General features: G+C 59.5%; 17 protein-coding genes. 7 read left to right on the top strand and 10 right to left on the bottom strand.

What is annotated here, in order from left to right; translation table 11 throughout:
• Window positions 1–53: 53 nt before the first annotated feature.
• Together ACR0ER_RS02175 and ACR0ER_RS02170 are read left to right on the top strand one after the other, a co-directional pair.
• On the top strand, window positions 54–632 hold the full coding sequence (locus ACR0ER_RS02175; protein WP_480767531.1) for a nitroreductase family protein: 579 nt from the start codon (window positions 54–56) through the stop codon (window positions 630–632).
• The gene (locus ACR0ER_RS02170; protein ID WP_480767778.1) at window positions 632–1,327 is read left to right on the top strand and encodes an EI24 domain-containing protein; all 696 of its coding nucleotides are present in this window, start codon (window positions 632–634) and stop codon (window positions 1,325–1,327) included. The genes ACR0ER_RS02175 and ACR0ER_RS02170 overlap by 1 nt, the downstream gene beginning before the upstream one ends.
• Before the next feature lie 3 nt (window positions 1,328–1,330).
• Here ACR0ER_RS02170 and ACR0ER_RS02165 read toward each other — a convergent pair whose 3' ends face one another.
• Entirely contained in the window at window positions 1,331–1,606 is a 276-nt protein-coding gene (locus ACR0ER_RS02165; protein WP_170331899.1) for a DUF1467 family protein, read from the bottom strand.
• A gap of 16 nt (window positions 1,607–1,622) precedes the next feature.
• On the bottom strand, window positions 1,623–2,027 hold the full coding sequence (gene mce, locus ACR0ER_RS02160; RefSeq protein WP_480767530.1) for a methylmalonyl-CoA epimerase: 405 nt from the start codon (window positions 2,025–2,027) through the stop codon (window positions 1,623–1,625).
• Between the two features lie 134 nt (window positions 2,028–2,161).
• Between mce and ACR0ER_RS02155 the strand changes: the two genes are divergently transcribed.
• Window positions 2,162–2,878 carry a response regulator gene (locus ACR0ER_RS02155; RefSeq protein WP_170331901.1) on the top strand — a complete coding sequence of 239 codons (717 nt, stop codon included), beginning with the start codon at window positions 2,162–2,164 and terminating at the stop codon, window positions 2,876–2,878.
• Between the two features lie 232 nt (window positions 2,879–3,110).
• Here ACR0ER_RS02155 and aspS read toward each other — a convergent pair whose 3' ends face one another.
• The 4 genes from aspS to ACR0ER_RS02135 form a co-directional block, all read right to left on the bottom strand.
• Window positions 3,111–4,886, bottom strand: a complete 1,776-nt coding sequence (gene aspS / locus ACR0ER_RS02150) for an aspartate--tRNA ligase (RefSeq protein ID WP_480767529.1) — start codon at window positions 4,884–4,886, stop codon at window positions 3,111–3,113.
• 79 nt (window positions 4,887–4,965) lie between these two features.
• The gene (locus tag ACR0ER_RS02145) at window positions 4,966–5,637 is read right to left on the bottom strand and encodes a CPBP family intramembrane glutamic endopeptidase (RefSeq protein ID WP_480767528.1); all 672 of its coding nucleotides are present in this window, start codon (window positions 5,635–5,637) and stop codon (window positions 4,966–4,968) included.
• Complete coding sequence (locus ACR0ER_RS02140) at window positions 5,634–6,281, bottom strand: aminotransferase class IV family protein (protein WP_480767527.1); 648 nt, start codon at window positions 6,279–6,281, stop codon at window positions 5,634–5,636. The genes ACR0ER_RS02145 and ACR0ER_RS02140 overlap by 4 nt, the downstream gene beginning before the upstream one ends.
• A complete protein-coding gene (locus tag ACR0ER_RS02135; RefSeq protein WP_480767526.1) occupies window positions 6,236–7,363 on the bottom strand; it encodes an aminodeoxychorismate synthase component I in 1,128 nt (375 codons plus the stop codon). Before ACR0ER_RS02135 ends, ACR0ER_RS02140 begins: the two co-directional genes overlap by 46 nt.
• Window positions 7,364–7,539: 176 nt before the next feature.
• Between ACR0ER_RS02135 and carB the strand changes: the two genes are divergently transcribed.
• Window positions 7,540–10,884, top strand: a complete 3,345-nt coding sequence (gene carB, locus ACR0ER_RS02130; RefSeq protein ID WP_480767525.1) for a carbamoyl-phosphate synthase large subunit — start codon at window positions 7,540–7,542, stop codon at window positions 10,882–10,884.
• Between the two features lie 254 nt (window positions 10,885–11,138).
• Complete coding sequence (locus ACR0ER_RS02125) at window positions 11,139–11,549, top strand: VOC family protein (RefSeq protein WP_480767524.1); 411 nt, start codon at window positions 11,139–11,141, stop codon at window positions 11,547–11,549.
• Between the two features lie 20 nt (window positions 11,550–11,569).
• On the opposite strand, the gene ACR0ER_RS02120 is transcribed toward ACR0ER_RS02125, so the two are convergent.
• Genes ACR0ER_RS02120 through ACR0ER_RS02110 form a run of 3 tightly spaced genes read right to left on the bottom strand, consistent with a single transcriptional unit; the run spans window position 11,570 to window position 16,123 of the window.
• Window positions 11,570–14,611 (bottom strand): efflux RND transporter permease subunit, encoded by a 3,042-nt coding sequence (locus ACR0ER_RS02120; protein WP_480767523.1) that lies wholly within the window; start codon window positions 14,609–14,611, stop codon window positions 11,570–11,572.
• Window positions 14,612–14,621: 10 nt separating this feature from the next.
• Window positions 14,622–15,659, bottom strand: a complete 1,038-nt coding sequence (locus tag ACR0ER_RS02115; protein ID WP_480767522.1) for an efflux RND transporter periplasmic adaptor subunit — start codon at window positions 15,657–15,659, stop codon at window positions 14,622–14,624.
• Window positions 15,656–16,123 carry a MarR family winged helix-turn-helix transcriptional regulator gene (locus ACR0ER_RS02110; RefSeq protein WP_170331916.1) on the bottom strand — a complete coding sequence of 156 codons (468 nt, stop codon included), beginning with the start codon at window positions 16,121–16,123 and terminating at the stop codon, window positions 15,656–15,658. Before ACR0ER_RS02110 ends, ACR0ER_RS02115 begins: the two co-directional genes overlap by 4 nt.
• Window positions 16,124–16,290: 167 nt before the next feature.
• Between ACR0ER_RS02110 and ACR0ER_RS02105 the strand changes: the two genes are divergently transcribed.
• Entirely contained in the window at window positions 16,291–17,415 is a 1,125-nt protein-coding gene (locus tag ACR0ER_RS02105) for a beta-ketoacyl-ACP synthase III (protein ID WP_480767521.1), read from the top strand.
• 82 nt (window positions 17,416–17,497) lie between these two features.
• On the top strand, window positions 17,498–18,124 hold the full coding sequence (locus tag ACR0ER_RS02100; protein WP_480767520.1) for a class I SAM-dependent methyltransferase: 627 nt from the start codon (window positions 17,498–17,500) through the stop codon (window positions 18,122–18,124).
• Between the two features lie 40 nt (window positions 18,125–18,164).
• Here the strand turns inward: ACR0ER_RS02100 and ACR0ER_RS02095 are convergent, their stop codons facing one another.
• Window positions 18,165–18,626 (bottom strand): hypothetical protein, encoded by a 462-nt coding sequence (locus ACR0ER_RS02095; protein ID WP_170331922.1) that lies wholly within the window; start codon window positions 18,624–18,626, stop codon window positions 18,165–18,167.
• Window positions 18,627–18,907 lie beyond the last annotated feature (281 nt).

Here is an 18,907-nt window from a genome sequence, read left to right as displayed (position 1 = left end):
ACGCGCCAGAGGCTCAACCAGATACAGTCTGCCTATGTAAAGGAAGTTAACATATGTCCTTGAAAAACCCGGCCGCCCTGGAATTTCTGCAATCGCGCCGGTCGCGCCCTGCGAAAACACTGGTGGCTCCGGCACCGACACGGGAAGAGTTGCTGCCCTTGCTGACTGCCGCCGCCCGTAGCCCGGATCACGGCAAGCTGGAACCCTGGCGCTTTATCGTGCTTGAAAACGGGGCAATGGACCGCCTGTCGGAGCTGACGCAGGACTGCGGCACGCGGCTCGGCAAAGCCCCCGAGGACATCGCAAAGGCCCGCAGCCAGTTCGACATGGGCCATCTGGCCGTCGCGGTGATCGAGGTTCAGAAGCCGTCGGAAAAAGTCCCGGCCATCGAACAGACCTATTCCGCGGGCGCCGTTTGTCTGGCCCTTCTGAACGCCGCGCTGGCGGCTGGTTGGGGCGCGAACTGGCTGTCCGGTTGGCAAGTCCATGACGCCGAATTTTGCCGTCAGGCCTTTGGGCTGCAGGATAACGAACGCGTCGCCGGTCTGATCCATATTGCCACCGAAGGCAAAGCCCCACCGGAACGCCCCCGCCCCGATATCGCGGCGCTGACCGAGTGGGTTTCGGAATGATGATCCTCAACGCGTTCTTCGCAGCGCTTGGCCAGATCGGAGACCCCAGGTTCCGCGCCGTCCTGTTGCGCGGTGTAGGCCTGACGATTGCTCTGCTATTCGCGGCCTGTGCCGGAGCAATTTGGCTGATCAACTGGCTATCCGGTGATGAGATTTCTCTGCCCTGGATCGGTGCCGTGCCGTGGCTGAACGACGTGTTGAACTATTCCGGCATCTTCGCGGTGCTGATCCTGCCGGTGTTCCTGATGATGCCGGTCGCCTCGGCCATCATCTCGATGTTTCTGGAAGAGGTCGCGCAGGCGGTCGAGGACAAGCACTATCCTTCCCTGCCCTCTGTACCCGGAATTCCGTTCAGCGACGGATTGCGCGACGCGCTGAGTTTCATGGGCGTGCTGATCGTTGCGAACCTGTTGGCACTGATCCTCTATGCGATCTTCACGCCGCTGGCCCCTTTTATTTTCTGGGCAATGAACGGGTTCCTACTGGGGCGGGAGTACTTCACGCTAGCCGCCATGCGCCGCGTCGGGCGGGACGGCGCGCGCAAACTGCGCGCCAAGCATATGCCCACAATCTGGCTGGCTGGCACCCTGATGGCGATCCCGCTGTCGGTGCCTCTGGTGAATCTGGTGATCCCGATTCTTGGGGCCGCCACCTTCACCCATATCTACCACAAGCTGTCAGGGCCTACGCCCTGACGCTTACTCGCGCGGTTCAAGCTGGTTCAGCCAGTCGAAATCGCGCACCGAGATCACGCCCGAGATGATGATCCCCGCGATGATCGCCCAGAGCACCGCCGAAATCCCGGTGGTGATCCAGAGCTTTTTCTTCATATGATGCACTTCCGGCGCACCCGCATGGGTGCCAGGAACGATATCGCCCAGATCACCCTGCGTCTTGATACGGATCGGCAGCACGACCAACAGCGTCAGGAACCAGATGACGGCAAACAGGACCAGTGCAGCGGTGATCGTCATAACAGCCTCGCTTGGATCAGACCTGTTCCAACTCGACCAGGCAGCCGTTGAAATCCTTGGGGTGCAGGAACAACACCGGCTTGCCATGCGCGCCGATCTTGGGCTCTCCCGACCCCAGAACGCGGGCACCGGTTTCCTTCAGGTGGTCGCGGGCGGCGATGATGTCATCGACCTCATAACAGACGTGGTGAATGCCGCCAGCCGGGTTCTTTTTCAGAAAGCCGTTGATCGGACTGTCATCGCCCAGCGGATAGAGCAGTTCAATCTTGGTGTTGGGAAGTTCGATGAACACCACGGTCACACCATGATCTGGTTCGTCCTGCGGTGCGCCGACCTTGGCACCCAGTGCACTGCGATACTGCTCGGATGCGGCCTCAAGATCGGGCACGGCAATGGCGACATGGTTCAGACGACCAATCATGGAATTCTCCTCCGTTCTGCGTTGCAGCGGTTATGGGGGCTGTTTGGTCAAAGAACAAGTGCGCCAAATTGCCGTTAACGTCGTGTTAGCCAGAACTTCCTAGCGTGAGGCATCTGCTGATTAGGAGTTCTGTTATGGACGATTCGAGCCCCTTCGCCTCTCCCGCGCAGCCGACGGCCATGCGGCCTCTGCTGGGTCAAACCATTCTGGTTGTCGAAGACAGCCGCTTTGCCTGTGACGCGATCCGGCTGATGTGCCTGCACAGCGGCGCCCGCATCCGGCGCGCAGATTGCCTAACCTCGGCGCGGCGTCACCTGCAGATCTATCGCCCGTCGGTCATTCTGGTGGATATCGGCCTGCCGGATGGTTCGGGCGCCGAATTGATCGCCGAACTGACCGAGGCCAGCCCGCGTATCGGTGCTATTCTTGGGATGTCCGGGGATGAGGATGCACAGGACTCTGCGCTACAGGCAGGGGCCGATGGTTTCTTACACAAACCTCTAAAATCGCTTTCCTACTTTCAGAAGTTCATTCTGGAAAGCTTACCCGAGGATCGCCGCCCCAACAGCCTGCACGCGGTGAAGGATGAGGTCATTCGCCCCGATCCGATGGCGTATCAGGACGACATGGCTCATATTGCGGACGTTCTGGCCGGGCCGAACGATCACCGAACATTGGACTATGCGGCGCAATTCCTGCGCGGCGTTGCCCGCGATGCCGAAGATACGATTCTGGCCGATGCGGCACAAAAGCTGGCGGAATCGCGTGCATGTGGCACGCCCGTCACCGCTCTGGCCGCGCAGGTTGCGGGTATCGTTCAGGCGCGGCTGGAACAGCGTGAGGCAATCTGAGATGGTGGCAGCTTACTTTCTGACCGCCACAATCCTGAGCAACTGGGTCTATTTTCAGACCAGAACAACGGCGAGGAACATCCGAGACGCGCGTGGCGCGCTCCCCTGCCCCACATGTGCGGCGACAGAACGCAAACGCTCGCATGTCGTGCCGGCAATGCCCTTGAAACACACCTTCCCAGAGAGTGATTCAAAAGAAAAGCCCGCCGCAGGGTCTGCGACGGGCCGTTGATCAATCCTGCGGGATGATACGCAATCCCAACTCCATCAACTGATCCGAGGTCGGATCGGAGGGCGCGTCCATCATCAGGTCTTCGGCGCGTTGGTTCATCGGGAACATCATGACCTCGCGGATGTTGGCCTCGTCGGCCAGCAACATCACGATACGGTCGATTCCGGCAGCACAGCCACCGTGTGGCGGGGCGCCATAGTGGAAAGCGCTGAACAAGGCACCAAAGCGGGATTTGACTTCGTCCTCGCCATAGCCTGCCAGTTCGAACGCCTTCAGCATAATCTCGGGCTTGTGGTTCCGGATCGCGCCCGAAACCAGCTCATACCCGTTACAGGCCAGGTCATACTGATAGCCGCGCACGTCCAGCGGGTTGCCGTTCAGGGCTTCCAAACCGCCCTGCGGCATCGAGAACGGGTTGTGCTCAAAGTCGATCGCCCCGGTTTCCTCGTCCTGCTCATAGATCGGGAAGTCCACGATCCAGGCAAAGGCAAAACGATCTTTCTCGGTCAGGTTCAGCTCGTCGCCGATCACGTCACGCGCCTTGCCTGCGACCTTTTCAAAGGCTTTCGGCTTGCCGCCCAAGAAGAACGCAGCATCGCCTATGCCCAGACCCAGCTGCCGACGGATCGCCTCGGTCCGCTCGGGGCCGATGTTCTTGGCCAGCGGGCCTGCGGCCTCCATCCCCTCGCCCTGATCGCGCCAGAAGATATAGCCCATGCCGGGCAGACCCTCTTTCTGCGCAAAAGCGTTCATGCGGTCACAGAATTTGCGGCTGCCACCGGTTGGCGCCGGGATGGCGCGGATCTCGGTGCCTTCCTGCTCCAACAGCTTCGCGAAAATCGCGAAGCCAGACCCGCGGAAGTGGTCTGAGACCACTTGCAATTTAATAGGGTTACGCAGGTCCGGCTTGTCGGTGCCGTACCACAGGGCCGCGTCCTTGTAGGAAATTTGCGGCCAGTCCTGATCAACCTTGCGGCCACCGCCGAACTCTTCGAACACACCGGTCAGCACGGGCTGGATGGTGTCGAACACGTCCTGCTGCTCGACAAACGACATCTCGAGGTCGAGCTGGTAGAAATCGGTGGGCGAGCGGTCGGCGCGCGGGTCTTCGTCACGGAAGCACGGCGCGATCTGGAAATACTTGTCGAAGCCCGAAACCATGATCAGCTGTTTGAACAGCTGCGGCGCCTGCGGCAGCGCGTAAAACTTGCCCGGGTGCAGACGCGACGGCACCAAAAAGTCACGCGCGCCTTCGGGTGATGATGCAGTGATGATCGGCGTTTGATACTCTCGGAATCCCTGATCCCACATGCGGCGACGCATGGAGGCGACAACATCCGAGCGCAGTGTCATGTTCTGCTGCATCGCTTCGCGGCGCAGGTCCAAGAAACGATAGCGCAAGCGGGTTTCTTCGGGGTATTCCTGATCGCCGAAGACCATCAGCGGCAGCTCGTCGGCAGCGCCCAGCACTTCCAGTTCGCGAACGTAAACTTCGATCTCGCCGGTGGGTAGCTTTGGGTTGACCAACTCAGGGTCACGCGCTTTGACGTTACCGTCGATGCGGATACACCACTCGGAGCGGACCTTCTCAAGCTCGGCAAAGGCCGCGCTGTCGCCGTCGCACAGAACTTGGGTCACGCCGAAATGGTCGCGCAGGTCGATAAACAGCACGCCGCCGTGATCTCGGACACGATGCACCCAACCGGACAGGCGGACGGTTTCACCAACATTGGCGGCGGTCAGAGCGGCGCAGGTGTGGCTGCGATAGGCGTGCATGGATCATATCCCTTCGGGCGCAGAATTCGTCGCGCCGATACACCCCGTCAGGCTTGGAAAGTCAAGGCGGGTATACCGCTCAAAACGGCCTTTGCACGTTGCCCGAGTAGAAATAGATGCCCAGACCCGCAGCGAAGATGATGTTCCCGGCGATCGCGTGAAGCAGGACGGCATAGAAAAACGATCCGCGCTTGCGATAGGCCCAGGTGAACAGAAGCCCTCCGGCAAAGGTCATGGCGGCGACGATCCAGCTCCAGTACATCAGGTGCGCCAGCGAAAACAACGCCGCGTTCAGCAGGTAAGCCGCGCGCCCGTTCGGCAGGATTGCGTGATAGCGACGGAAGAACAGCGAGCGGAACAAAAGCTCCTGTGGCAGGGCCGACAACAGCGGATAGCCAAGCCAGATGATCAACAGAAACTCGGGCCGGTTGCGCAGCAGAAAGAACGCAGCCTCGGGCCGGGCGGCCATCACAAGCGCGGCACAGAATGAGGTCATTGCAACTGCAAACAGCGCCACTTCGCCCCAAGACCAGTTGCGCCAGTTGTATCGCAGTTCGGCCCAGGAAAAGCCGGGTGTGTAGTGTAGCAGCACAATGCCGATGGCCGTGAAGGCAAACAGCGACGGAAACATCCAGTTCGGAGGGAAAAACACCGCAATCAGCACCGGCACGGCCATGAAGAACAGCCCGAATTCCAGTCGCAATCGCAGATGCGGGACCGCGCTGTCCACCCAATCGGTTTGTTTGCTCACTGTTCTGCTAACTCCGCCCGGATCAGACCACGCAACGAATTTCCCATATAGATTTTTGATGCGTTTTTCAGGTCGGTCAAGGTCAGGGTGACCTCGGTAACCTGTTTATTATCCAGTAGTTCTTCGCGCAGAATGCCCGGCAGGACGCCGCAGGACAAAGCAGGCGTCAGGTGACGACCGTCGGGCATGTGCAGAAATAGGTTGGTGATGGTGCCTTCGCAAAGCTCATCGCGTTCGTTGAGGAACAAAACCTCGTCGATCCCTTTCGGCAGGGACGCACGGGCGCTGTCATAGAGCGCACGTTGGGTTGTCTTGTGCCGCAACCAGATGTCATCTGCATTCAGGCGTGTCTGAGCAATCGCCACGCGCCAGACCGGGGGGTTGTCGGCCAGCGCCCCGGTCGTCACGTCCAGCTGCCCCTCTGCGGCCAGCGTCAAACGGCAGCGCAGCGGCGATGCGCCGACCACTGCGTCCAGCTTTTCAACGGCCACCCTGTCATCGAAGGGAAACCCAAACGCGTTGGCCGAACGCTCCATGCGGGCCAGATGCCGGTCCTGCCGCACAAATCCCTGCCCCGGCCGAAAAGCCAGCGTTTCAATCAGGCGGAAGTCAGCGTCAGTTGGTGGGCAAAGCGGGCTTTCCATAGCGCTTCCTCATATTCGGATGGGGCCGTGCTGTCCCAGACCACGCCGCCGCCAACGTTCAGTGTGGCCGAACCATCTTCGACCATCAGCGTGCGGATCGCTACGTTGAACTCGGACCGACCGTCGGGTGCAGCCCAGCCAATGGCGCCGCAATAGATATCGCGGGGCCAGGGTTCTAGGTCAGACAGAATCTCCATCGCGCGGATTTTCGGCGCTCCGGTAATCGAACCACAGGGAAACAGCGCCATCAGAATATCAGACAGCTCGGCCCCCAGATGCAACTGCGCCTGCACCAGTGAGATCATCTGGTGCACGGTGGCATAGGTCTCGACCTTGAACAGTTCAGGCACCTTGACCGATCCGGGCAGCGCGACGCGGCTGATATCGTTGCGCAGCAGGTCGACGATCATAAGGTTCTCGGCCCGGTTCTTTTCGTCGATCGACAGAAAAGCACGGCGGCGCGCGTCCTCGGCCATATCCTCACTGCGGGGTTGGGTGCCCTTCATCGGGCGAGTTTCGATCATCCGGTCGGCATCGGTGCGAAAGAACAGCTCGGGCGAGCGGCTGAGCAAATCGGGCAGACCATCCTGCTGAACCAGCGCGCCGTGACCTACCGGCTGTCCGCTAGCTAAAGCGGCATAAAGCGCGGCACTGTCGCCTTCGACCGTCAGATCGATGGGAAAGGTCAGGTTGGCCTGATAGATATCGCCCGCGCCGATAGCATCGTGAACCTGCTGAAAGGCTTCTGTGTAGCGCGCCTCATCCCAGCGCGGTTCGAAACCGGTGACACCGCCCGAAGCCGCAGGCAGATCACGCTGGACTGGCTCTCCAAAGACTCCGAAACACAAAAGAGGTAGGCGGCGATCGTCCGGCAGACGGTCGGTCAGGCGGGGTTCCAGCACATAGCCAAGTTCATAGCTGGCATAACCTGCCAGCCACGCCCCCTCGGCGCGCGCCTCATCCAGCGCCGCCAGCGCGTGGGGCACGTCTTCCGCCTTGTCTGCGCGGATCACATTGGCAGGCCGCTCGAAACTGGTTCCAGGCCCGGCCGGCCCCTGATCAAAACGAATACGCAATTGCATCCTCATTTGCCGTGTTGCGCGGTATAGAGGATCGGGCGGCAAGGGAAAGAGGGGAAAGCGGCAATTTCACCCCCAATTCCGATACCCCTTGAACCTTTTCGCGCGGTCCCTATAACGCAGGACAATTTGGGCGCTTGGGGGCGCCCTGACTCGCGAACAATCGAAGGAATGTGGCCATGCCGAGAAGAACCGACATCAAGTCGATCATGATCATCGGGGCTGGCCCCATTGTTATCGGTCAAGCCTGCGAGTTCGACTATTCCGGCGCACAGGCGTGTAAAGCGCTGCGCGAAGAAGGATACCGGGTCATTCTGGTGAACTCAAACCCGGCCACGATCATGACAGATCCCGGGCTGGCGGACGCCACATATATCGAGCCGATCACCCCCGAAGTTGTTGCCAAGATCATTGAAAAAGAACGCCCCGACGCCCTGCTGCCCACCATGGGCGGACAGACCGGCCTGAACACCTCGCTGGCGCTGGAAGAAATGGGCGTGCTGGAAAAATTCGGTGTCGAGATGATCGGTGCCAAACGCGACGCCATCGAAATGGCCGAAGACCGTGCTCTGTTCCGCGAGGCGATGGACCGTCTTGGCATCGAAAACCCCAAGGCCGAGATCGTGACCGCCCCAAAGGACGACACCGGCAAGAAAGATCTGGACGCCGGCGTGGCATTGGCCCTGGATACTCTTGAAACAGTGGGCTTGCCCGCGATCATCCGCCCCGCCTTTACTCTGGGCGGCACCGGCGGTGGTGTCGCGTATAACCGCGAGGATTATATTCATATTTGCCGTTCGGGTATGGATGCCTCGCCCGTTGGCCAGATCCTAATCGACGAAAGCCTGCTGGGTTGGAAAGAGTACGAGATGGAGGTGGTGCGTGACACTGCTGACAACGCCATCATCGTTTGCTCCATCGAAAACGTCGACCCGATGGGCGTACATACCGGTGACTCGATTACAGTTGCCCCGGCCCTGACGCTTACAGACAAAGAATACCAGATCATGCGCAATCACTCGATTGCCGTGTTGCGTGAAATCGGCGTCGAAACCGGCGGATCGAACGTGCAATGGGCGATCAACCCGGTCGATGGCCGTATGGTCGTGATCGAGATGAACCCGCGCGTGTCGCGGTCGTCCGCGCTGGCGTCCAAGGCAACCGGTTTCCCGATTGCCAAGATCGCCGCCAAACTGGCCGTCGGCTATACGCTGGACGAACTGGACAACGACATCACCAAGGTCACGCCCGCTTCGTTCGAGCCGACCATCGACTATGTTGTCACCAAGATCCCGAAATTCGCCTTTGAGAAATTCCCGGGGTCCGAACCCTACCTTACCACCGCGATGAAGTCGGTGGGTGAGGCGATGTCCATTGGCCGCACCATCCACGAATCGATGCAGAAGGCTCTGGCCTCGATGGAATCGGGTCTGACCGGCTTTGATGAGATCGAAATCCCCGGCCTGAACGTCGGCCTCTGGGACGAAGCCGATGACAAGGCCGCCGTGATCAAAGCGATCAGCCAGCAGACCCCCGACCGTTTGCGCACCATTGCGCAAGCCATGCGTCACGGGCTGTCTGATGACGAGATTTTCGGGGTCACCAAGTTTGACCCATGGTTCCTCGCCCGAATCCGCGAGATCATCGAGGCCGAGCGTCAGGTCCGCAAAGACGGTCTGCCGATGACCGAGCAAGGCATCCGCAAACTAAAAATGCTGGGCTTTACCGACGCGCGTCTTGGCAACCTGACCGGGCGTGATGAAGACAACGTGCGCCGCGCCCGCCGCAACCTGGGCGTCAAGGCTGTGTTCAAACGCATCGACACCTGCGCCGCCGAGTTCGAAGCGCAGACGCCTTATATGTATTCGACCTACGAGGCCCCGATGATGGGTGAGGTCGAATGCGAGGCACGTCCGAGCGATCGTAAGAAGGTCGTTATCCTCGGCGGCGGCCCGAACCGGATCGGTCAGGGCATCGAGTTCGATTATTGCTGCTGCCACGCCTGTTTCGCGCTGACCGAGGCGGGATATGAGACCATCATGGTCAACTGCAACCCCGAGACTGTGTCGACTGACTATGACACTTCGGACCGCCTGTATTTCGAGCCGCTGACCTTCGAACACGTCATGGAAATCCTGACTAAGGAACAGGAAAACGGCACGCTGCACGGTGTGATCGTTCAGTTCGGCGGCCAAACCCCGCTGAAACTGGCGAACGCGCTAGAAGAAGAAGGCATTCCAATCCTCGGCACCACGCCGGACGCCATCGACCTGGCCGAAGACCGTGAACGGTTCCAGGCCCTGGTCAACGATCTGGGCCTGAAACAGCCCAAAAACGGCATCGCCTCGACCGACGAACAGGCGCTGGCGATTGCCGAAGACATCGGCTTCCCGCTGGTCATCCGCCCCTCTTACGTTCTGGGCGGCCGCGCGATGGAAATCGTCCGCGATATGGAACAACTGAAACGCTATATCAACGAGGCCGTTGTGGTTTCGGGCGACAGCCCGGTTCTGCTGGACAGCTACTTGGCCGGTGCGGTTGAATTGGACGTCGACGCGCTGTGCGACGGCACCGACGTACACGTTGCAGGCATCATGCAGCATATCGAAGAGGCGGGCGTCCACTCCGGCGACTCGGCCTGTTCGCTGCCGCCCTATTCGCTGTCGAAAGAGATCATTGAGCAGATCAAGGATCAGGCGTTCAAACTGGCCAAGGCGCTGAACGTTGTCGGCCTGATGAACGTGCAGTTTGCTATCAAGGACGATGAGATTTACCTGATCGAAGTGAACCCGCGTGCATCGCGCACCGTGCCGTTTGTCGCCAAGGCAACCGACAGCGCGATTGCGTCCATCGCCGCACGCGTGATGGCCGGTGAAAAACTGGCGAACTTCCCGCAGCGCCCACCCTATCAGGAAGGTCAGGACACCAAGATCGCCGACCAGATGACGCTGGCCGACCCGGACATGCCGTGGTTCTCGGTGAAAGAGGCAGTGCTGCCTTTCGCCCGATTCCCCGGCGTCGACACCATTCTGGGCCCGGAAATGCGATCGACCGGTGAGGTCATGGGGTGGGACCGCGACTTCCCGCGCGCCTTCCTCAAGGCGCAGATGGGGGCCGGTATGGTTCTGCCGTCCTTGGGGCGTGCGTTCATCTCGATCAAGGATGCCGACAAAACCCCTGCGATGCTGGAAGCCGCTCAGGTGCTGGTTGAACAGGGTTTCACTCTGGTCGCAACGCGTGGCACACAAAGCTGGCTGGCGGATCAGGGTGTGCCTTGCGACGTGGTGAACAAGGTCTATGAAGGCCGTCCGGACGTCGTTGACATGCTGAAAGACGGTCAGGTTCAACTGTTGATGAACACCACCGAAGGCGCGCAGGCGGTTGAGGACAGCAAGTCCATCCGCTCGATCGCGCTCTATGACAAGATCCCTTATTTCACCACCGCTGCCGCCAGCCACGCCGCCGCGCTGGCGATCAAGGCGCAGGCCGAAGGGGATGTCGAGGTGAAATCGCTGCAGGGCTGACCGGCCCGAACCCGCTTAAATGCAAGACATTTTACGCGCCCGTTGACCCCGAGTCTTCGGGCGTGCATCTTTTCTGCAGACGAGCAGAAGGAAACAAGAAATGCTCAGGTTTATGGTATTCGCCACCCTGATGACGCTGGCCGCTTGTGATGTACCGCTGGTTCCGTTGATCTGACGCGGCCTTTGGCGCTGTTTTCACTGTTCCTGTGGGTATGCAAGCTGCATGATGCGGTCCTGAAACCAACGGGACAGCCATGCGCCTATACACCACATACGGCACCAATGACCTGAAACGGGCCATCCGGTTCTATGACGCGATCTTTGCCGTTCTGGAGCAGCCCCGCCTGCCGGGATGGACCAAAGATAGCGCGGGATGGGGAACCGAACCTAACGCCGGTGTCGGGTTTTGGATCTGTACGCCCTTTGACGGCAGCGCCGCCAGCGTAGGGAATGGCACGATGATGGCCTTCCCCGCCAACAGCGCCGCGCAGGTCAGGCAGGTTCACGCGGCGGGGCTGGAAAACGGCGGCACTGACGAAGGGGCGCCGGGTACGCGGGACCGCTATGCGCCCGATTTCTATGTTGCCTATCTGCGCGACCCGGATGGCAACAAGCTGTCCTGTTTTTACTACCACTACGACCCGGCAGAAGACCCGGGCGACTGAAAACAGCCGCCCGGTATTCGTCAGGCCGCTGCGGCCTCGCGCTTTTCATCCCGCGCAAAGAACACGAGATAAAAGACCGGCGCCGCAACCATCGTCAGGATCGTGGCAAAGGCCAGACCGCCCATGATCGTCACCGCCATGGACCGGAAGAACGCGTCCGTCAGCAGCGGTGCCATCCCCAGAATGGTGGTGATCGCCGCCAGCATCACAGGGCGCAGACGCGAGACCGAGGCTTCGACAATCGCCTCGCGCAGAGGTTTGCCGGTCGCGCGGACCAGATCAATCTCCTCGACCAAAACGATGCCGTTCTTGATGAGCATCCCCGAAAGGCTTAGCAAGCCCAGCAGCGCGGTGAAGGTAAACGGCAAGCCAGTGCCCAGCAGGCCGATCACCACCCCGTTCACCGACATCGGCACCAGCAGCCAGATGATGATCGGCTGGCGGATAGCGTTGAAGATCAGCACCGAGATCAGCACCATAATCAGCAGGCTCAGCGGCAGCTGACGCCCAAGGCTTTCATTGGCTTCACCGGCGTTTTCGAACTCACCGCCCCATTCCATCCGGTAGCCCGGCGGCAGTTCCATGCCCTCGATGGCAGCACGCACTTCCGAATGGACCTGAGCTGCCGTCATGTCAGGCGGAATGTCAGCCCCCACGGTGATCGTCAGCACCCGGTCACGTCGATGGACCAGCGTGTTGAGCGACTTGTATTCGAACCCGTCAACCATTTGTTCAATGGGCACAAACCGCTCCGACTCGTCCGAGTACACGACCTGATCGACGATCGAGTAATCCCCGTCCGCTGGGCGGCGCAAGATGATCGGGATCAAACGATCTCGCTCGCGGAATTCACCAGCGGTAATCCCGTCCGTCGAGAACTGAAGCGTTGCCGCAATGTCCTCACGTGAGACACCTGCTGTCTGGGCCCGCTCGGTCGCATAGATCGGCTGAACCGCCAGTTCCTGCTCGCGCCAGTCGTGATAGACATTCAGCGCATTGGGCGAGGCCTCGCGCATTTTCAGCACCGCCGCGTCGGCCAGTTCACGCAAAACCGCGGGGTCACTGCCCGAGAACCTAGCTTGAACCGGATCACCGCCGCCCGGACCAAAAATCAGCCGCTTGGTGCGGAACTGGCCTTCGGGGAATTGAGCCTGGCCAAACGCCTCAAGATCCGCCTGCAGCGCCGGAATGTCCTCCAGCGTGTTGGTGCGAATGATCATGTGACCATAGCTTGGGTTCGGTTTTTCCGCCGAATAGGTCAGCAGGAACCGGGTCGCGCCCTGCCCGACGAAGGTTGCGACGGACACTACATCGTCACGCTCGGCCAGCCAGTCTTCGAACACGACCATGTCTTCGGCGGTGCGGGCAATCGGCGTGCCTTGCGGCAGGTTGTAGTGCACGAAGAAAAGCGGCGTGTTCGAGTCCGGGAAGAACTGCTGTTTCACCAGACCAAAGCCCGCGAAACAGGCCACCGTGACCCCGACCAAGGCGGCAATCACCAGCCAGCGCATCCGCAGCGACCAACGCAGAATCGCCCCGTAGACGCGGAACATGATGCCGCCATAGGCATCAACCGCGCCCTCCTTGCCCTGTTTGAAGAAGTAGTGCCCTAACAAAGGCGTCACGGTCAGCGCCAGCACCCAGCTGAGCATCAGCGAGATGCCGATTACAGCAAACAGCGAGAACAGGAACTCCCCCGTCGCATCGGGGCTGAGGCCGATCCCGGCAAATGCCATGATGCCAATCACCGTCGCCCCCAACAGCGGGATTTGCGTCTTGGACGCCGCCTCATCCGCTGCATCGCGCGAATTCTTGCCGCGTAGCATGGCGATCTGCATTCCCTCAGCCACAACGATGGCGTTGTCGACCAGCATCCCCATCGCAATGATCAAGGCGCCCAACGAGATTCGCTCCATCTCGATCGAAAAGATCGACATGAACAGCAGTGTTCCGACAACGGTCAGCAACAGGGTTGAGCCCACAACCACCGCCGCGCGCCAGCCCATGAAGATGCCCAGAACCGCGACCACGATACTGACGGACATCGCGAGGTTCACCAGGAAATCGTTCGAGGCCTGCTCGACCACCACATGCTGTTGGTAGATTGGCAGGATTTCGACACCAAAGGGAATCTGAGAATCCAACTCGGCAAGCTTGGCATCGGCGCGTTGGCCGACCTCGACAATGTTCTCCGTCGACAGGCCAGCGATACCCAGCGTGAACGCCTCGGCGCCATTGAACCGGATCATGACATCCGGATCGGTCTGACGGCCCCGGAACACGTGGGACATGTCGAACAGGTTGATCACCTGCCCCTGCGAGCCCACGGACAGCCCGGCAATGGCTGAAACGGTGTCTGACCCTTCGGCCGTCAGGATCGTGGTCCGGTCATTCTCGGACCGGACCGACCCCGACGCGTTCACCGAATCCGCGTTGGCGATGGCTTCGTTGATAGTCTGGATCGGCACATTCTGGTTCACCGAAATGGCCAGATCGGGTTCGACAAAGATCGCCTCTTGCGGCAGGCCCATCACTTCGACATCGGCGACACCGGAAACGGTCAGCAACTCGCGCCGCAGAAAGGTGGCCAGTTCGTGTTTCTCGGCGTCTGAAAAGCCCTCAGCGGTGACGGCATAAAACAGGCCGAACACATCACCGAACCCGTCATTCACCAAAGGTGCGCCAACACCCGGAGGCAGGCTCCGTGCCGCGTCGCGCATCTTGGCGCGCAGTTCGGTCCAGATACGCGGCAACTCCGTGCCGTCATAGGTCGACTTGATCTCGACCTCGATCAGCGAAAAACCGGGTTGGTTGACCGACGTAATTGTATCGACTTCACCCATTTGTTGAATGGCGGATTCCAGCGGCTCCGAAACCTCCAACGCCACTTGTTCCGCCGTAGCCCCCGGGTACTGGGTTGCGATGACGGCGTTTTTGATGGTGAAGGCCGGGTCTTCCAGACGGCCCAGCGACATGAACCCCCAGATACCGCCAAACAGGGCAAACAGGATTATCAGCCAAGTATAAAGCGGCCGGTCTATTGAGGCGCGTGCGATGTTCATCTGTCAGCCCTCAGTTCGCGAAACCGGCAAAGCGGCGCACGGCCTGACCATCGGTCAGCGCACCGCCTCCGGCGACAACAATCTCATCGCCATCAGACAGGCCGGTCAGCACCCGAACGTCACCCGTTTGGGTCGGCTCAATGGTAACAGGTACGTGACGGATGGTTCCCTCATCGGCGCCAACTGGCGAGAACATCATGACGCCCAGTGCACCGTCAGCATCCGCAACGATGGCCGAGGCCGGAACGATGATGCCGGTGCGGGCATCCTGAACCTGGACATTCACCGTCACGGACGAACCGGGGAGGATTTGCAAACCCTCAGGCGGCGTCAGGCCGAACTGAATGCGAAATGTCTGACCTACGCTTGAACTTTCGGCATCGAACTCGCGGATTTGAAGGGGAAATACTTCGTCACTGACGGGGAATTTTGCGGTGATTGTGATGTCGTCTTCCTGCGAAGATCGCTGGAAAAGGATTTCAGGTACGTCGACTTCGATCCGCAACTCAGACATGTCGTGGATGCGGACAATGGGCGCACCGGCCGACACCGTCGTAAAGGCTTCGACCGCCCGACTCGAGACCAGCGCATCAAACGGCGCGGACAACGTAGCGTGCTGCAGATCGTACTCTGCATCGCGCACGGCAATCTCTGCCAGTTGCGCGGCGGTTTCCGCGTCATCCACGGCCACCTGGCTGGCTGTCGTTCCACGCAGACGCGACAGGCGGGCCAGGGTCCGATCTGCTTGGTCCTTTTGCAGCACGGCCCGGTCATAGCGGCGCTGGAACGGTGCCTGATCAAGCTGCGCGATCAACTCGCCCTTGGGGATCACAAAACCTTCGTTCACCGGCATTTCCACGATCTGACCGGATACCTGAAAGGCGAGGTCAACAGTCTGCCGGGCGGCAACGCGCCCGAAAAACTGCCGCGAAAACCCAGGCGTGGTTTCCTGCACCAGCATCAGTTTAACGGGTTTGGCCGTGCCTTGTGCCACTACCGTGGTCGCCAGCGCGAACAGGGTCGCGCTCAGTACAGTGAGGAGTTTCATTTCGTCAGTCCCTCGGGAATTCCCGTTTTCAGAATGTTGTCTCGGATTTTGCGCGCCAATCGCGCGAATTGGGCAGTTTCTTCCGCATCCAGACCAGAAGCGCGATGGAACAGGTCTCCGGCCACGGACACCAGCATGTTGCGCATCTCTTGGCCCTGCTCAGTCAGAACCAGCAGCCAGGCTCGGCGGTCTTCCGGGTCGCGTTCTCGTATCAGCAACCCGGCCTTTTCCAAACCGTCCGCCGTTGCCGTGATGGTCGACGGGACGGTCAGCATGTCAGCAGCCAGAACACCCATGCGCTTTGGCTGATCCAGTTTGATCAGCATGTGGCACTCGAGATGGCTGAGATCAGTTTCGACGCAGTCGAAGGCCTCTTCCAGCTTCCAATACAGCGCATACACCCCCATGATGGCCTGAATTTCAGGGCTGAGACGGCCAAGCCTGGTGCTGATATCGTCTGACATGCGAACCCTCCGGATGAGTCAGGCTGGTCATATACTTCGAATTATGAACTATTCAAGATATGAAGCTGAAATAGGTTAAAGCCCGCGCATTCCGTAAGGTCACCATACCTTGATCAAACCTTGCTGTGACTGCATTTTAGGCAAACTCGAACCGTCCAGGACCAGCCATGTATACGCCCGCTATCACCGGCACCGGTGTTTTCACCCCCGAAAGCGTCATCACCAATGCCGAGCTTGTCGCCGCCTTCAACGCCTATGCAGACAAGCAAAACGCCGCGAATGCCGACGCGATAGCGGCGGGCGAGGTGGAGCCGATGCAGCATTCGTCCGAAGAGTTCATCCTCAAGGCCTCGGGCATCGAGAACCGCTATGTGATGGACAAATCTGGCGTTCTGGACCCCGACGTGATGCACCCCCTGCTGCGCCAGCGCAGCGATGACGAGCCGGGCATCATGACCGAAATGGCGGTGGACGCCTGCAAAAAAGCACTGGCGCAGGCCGGTCGCAGTGCCGAGGATGTCGATCTCGTGATTTGCGCTGCTTCTAACCATGAACGCGCCTATCCGGCGATTGCGATCGAGATCCAGCAGGCTCTGGGCATCAAAGGGTTCGGATTCGATATGAACGTCGCCTGTTCCTCGGCCACGTTCGGCATTCAGGCAGCAGCGGACATGATCCGCTCGGGTTCGGTGCGGTCGGCGCTGGTGGTGAACCCCGAGATTTGTTCGGGCCATCTGGAATGGCGCGACCGCGACTGCCACTTTATCTTTGGCGATGTGGCGACGGCCACGCTGGTCGAACGGATCGAAGACGCGCAGGGCCCGCATTTTGAAATCCTCTCAACCCGCTGCGCCACGTCGTTTTCGAACAACATCCGCAACAACAACGGCTTCCTGCGCCGCTCGCGCCCCGCCGGAGTGGTTGATCGACGCGACATGCAGTTCATGCAGAACGGTCGAAAGGTGTTCAAGGAAGTGCTGCCCATGGTTAGCAAACACATCTCAGACCACATGGAGGCCGAGGGGCTGACCAGCAGCGACCTCAAGCGCCTGTGGTTGCATCAGGCCAACAAGACGATGAACGATTTTATCGGTAAAAAGGTGCTGGGCCGCGAGCCCGAGGCCGGTGAGCAACCCAACATCCTGCAAGACTATGCGAACACGTCCTCCGCCGGATCGATCATTGCGTTTTCCAAGTACTCGGATGATCTGACGGACGGCGATGTCGGGCTGATCTGTTCGTTCGGAGCGGGGTATTCTGTTGGGTCGGTGATCGTGAAAAGGCACGACTAAAACGGCTGTAAACTGCATTGTACCCGGACGCCGCCGGGCTTGCAGTGTCTGGATTTGATACTTCATTTGTGGCATGCCATTCATGATGGCGCACACATCCGCAGAAACTACGCCTCGCTATGACGCCGCCGCACCACGGTGGCGGGACAAGATGCGCACGTTGGGATATTACGACGCTTATCTTGGTTTTCTATCCTCGCCACGTTCAAACCCAGTTGCGGGTACCAGCGTCATCGACATCGGAGCAGGAACAGCTGCTTTTGCCGAGGCATGGGTCGCAGTCTACGGACCTCCTGAAGAATTGACCCTGCTTGATCCGAGCAGAGCAATGCTAAAGCGAGGTCAGGCCGCTTTGCGCGCACGCGGTGTAGAGCCCACGTTAGTTCAGAACGTATTAGGGAACTCTACCCAAAATTCAGCAGACATCGCCTTGGCTGCCCACGTCCTTGAGCACTGCAACGATCCTTTGATAGCGCTTGAGCAAATGCGAAATCACTTGCGCCCGAATGGTCGCCTTTACCTTGTCGTTTCGAAACCGCATTGGTGCAACGCTATAATCTGGCTTCAATGGCGGCATCGAACGTTTGCCAAGGACGAAATCACCGGCCTGTTGCAAACTGCAGGGTTCGAGGTTGAGCGGCTGTATTCCTTCCCCTCTGGCCCGCCATCGCGAACAAGCCAAGGCATCGTAGCAATTCGACGTGACTGAACACTAGCAAGCGACCAACAAGGTCCAATGCGCGCGAGCTTCAGCTCACGCTTTCCTCTTCCAGATGCAGCTTCATCTCGATCAGAACCTGCTGCAAAAGGCTGGTTTCTTTCAGCAGGCGCTTGGCCTCGTTCACGGTGATGATACCGTCTTCGATGGCGGCCTGATATTCGGTCATCAACATCGCGAACCGTTGACTCAGGGCGATGACGTCCGAGTTCACCCCGCCAGTACGCGGTGTATCCGTGTTGCGACCGTCATAGGACAAGGTGATGTTTTTCAGATCCGCCAGCGCCGAGGTCACATGCGGGTAGGTCGAAACGGCCTCAAGCCGGGCCACAGCATCCACCGGCATAAACCGGTCCGTGTGTTCGGCATTGTCTGAGTAATACCGTCCAAGTGTCGCCTTGGATTTTCCGGTGATATCGCATGCCGCTTCAATGCCGACATCTTTGACCAATGCTTCGGTGTGTTTTTTCAGATAGGCCCCGATATCTGCCATGTTTTCACCTTTTCTGCCTGTATCCCCCACAACATCTGCCCTTGTGGGGGAAAGGGAAAAGAAATTTCCCATACTCCAGTCATAATTGAAATGTCATAAATTGGCTATCCCTCAGATATGCAGGGATTTTGTGAGTGAGTGGCGGCTGTTGCAGCCGGTAACGAGTAATTGCGAGGCTGTATATTCACCTCGCTAAGTATTGGCCACGTGTTGGCCAACGACGTCGCTGTTGTTGACGCGGGGATTCCATCCCCCTTGAGCTTAGGCTCGGCCCCTGCAAC

It is taken from the genome of Ruegeria sp. CH8, assembly GCF_056536985.1.
This window is presented reverse-complemented; position numbering and strand designations above follow the sequence as displayed.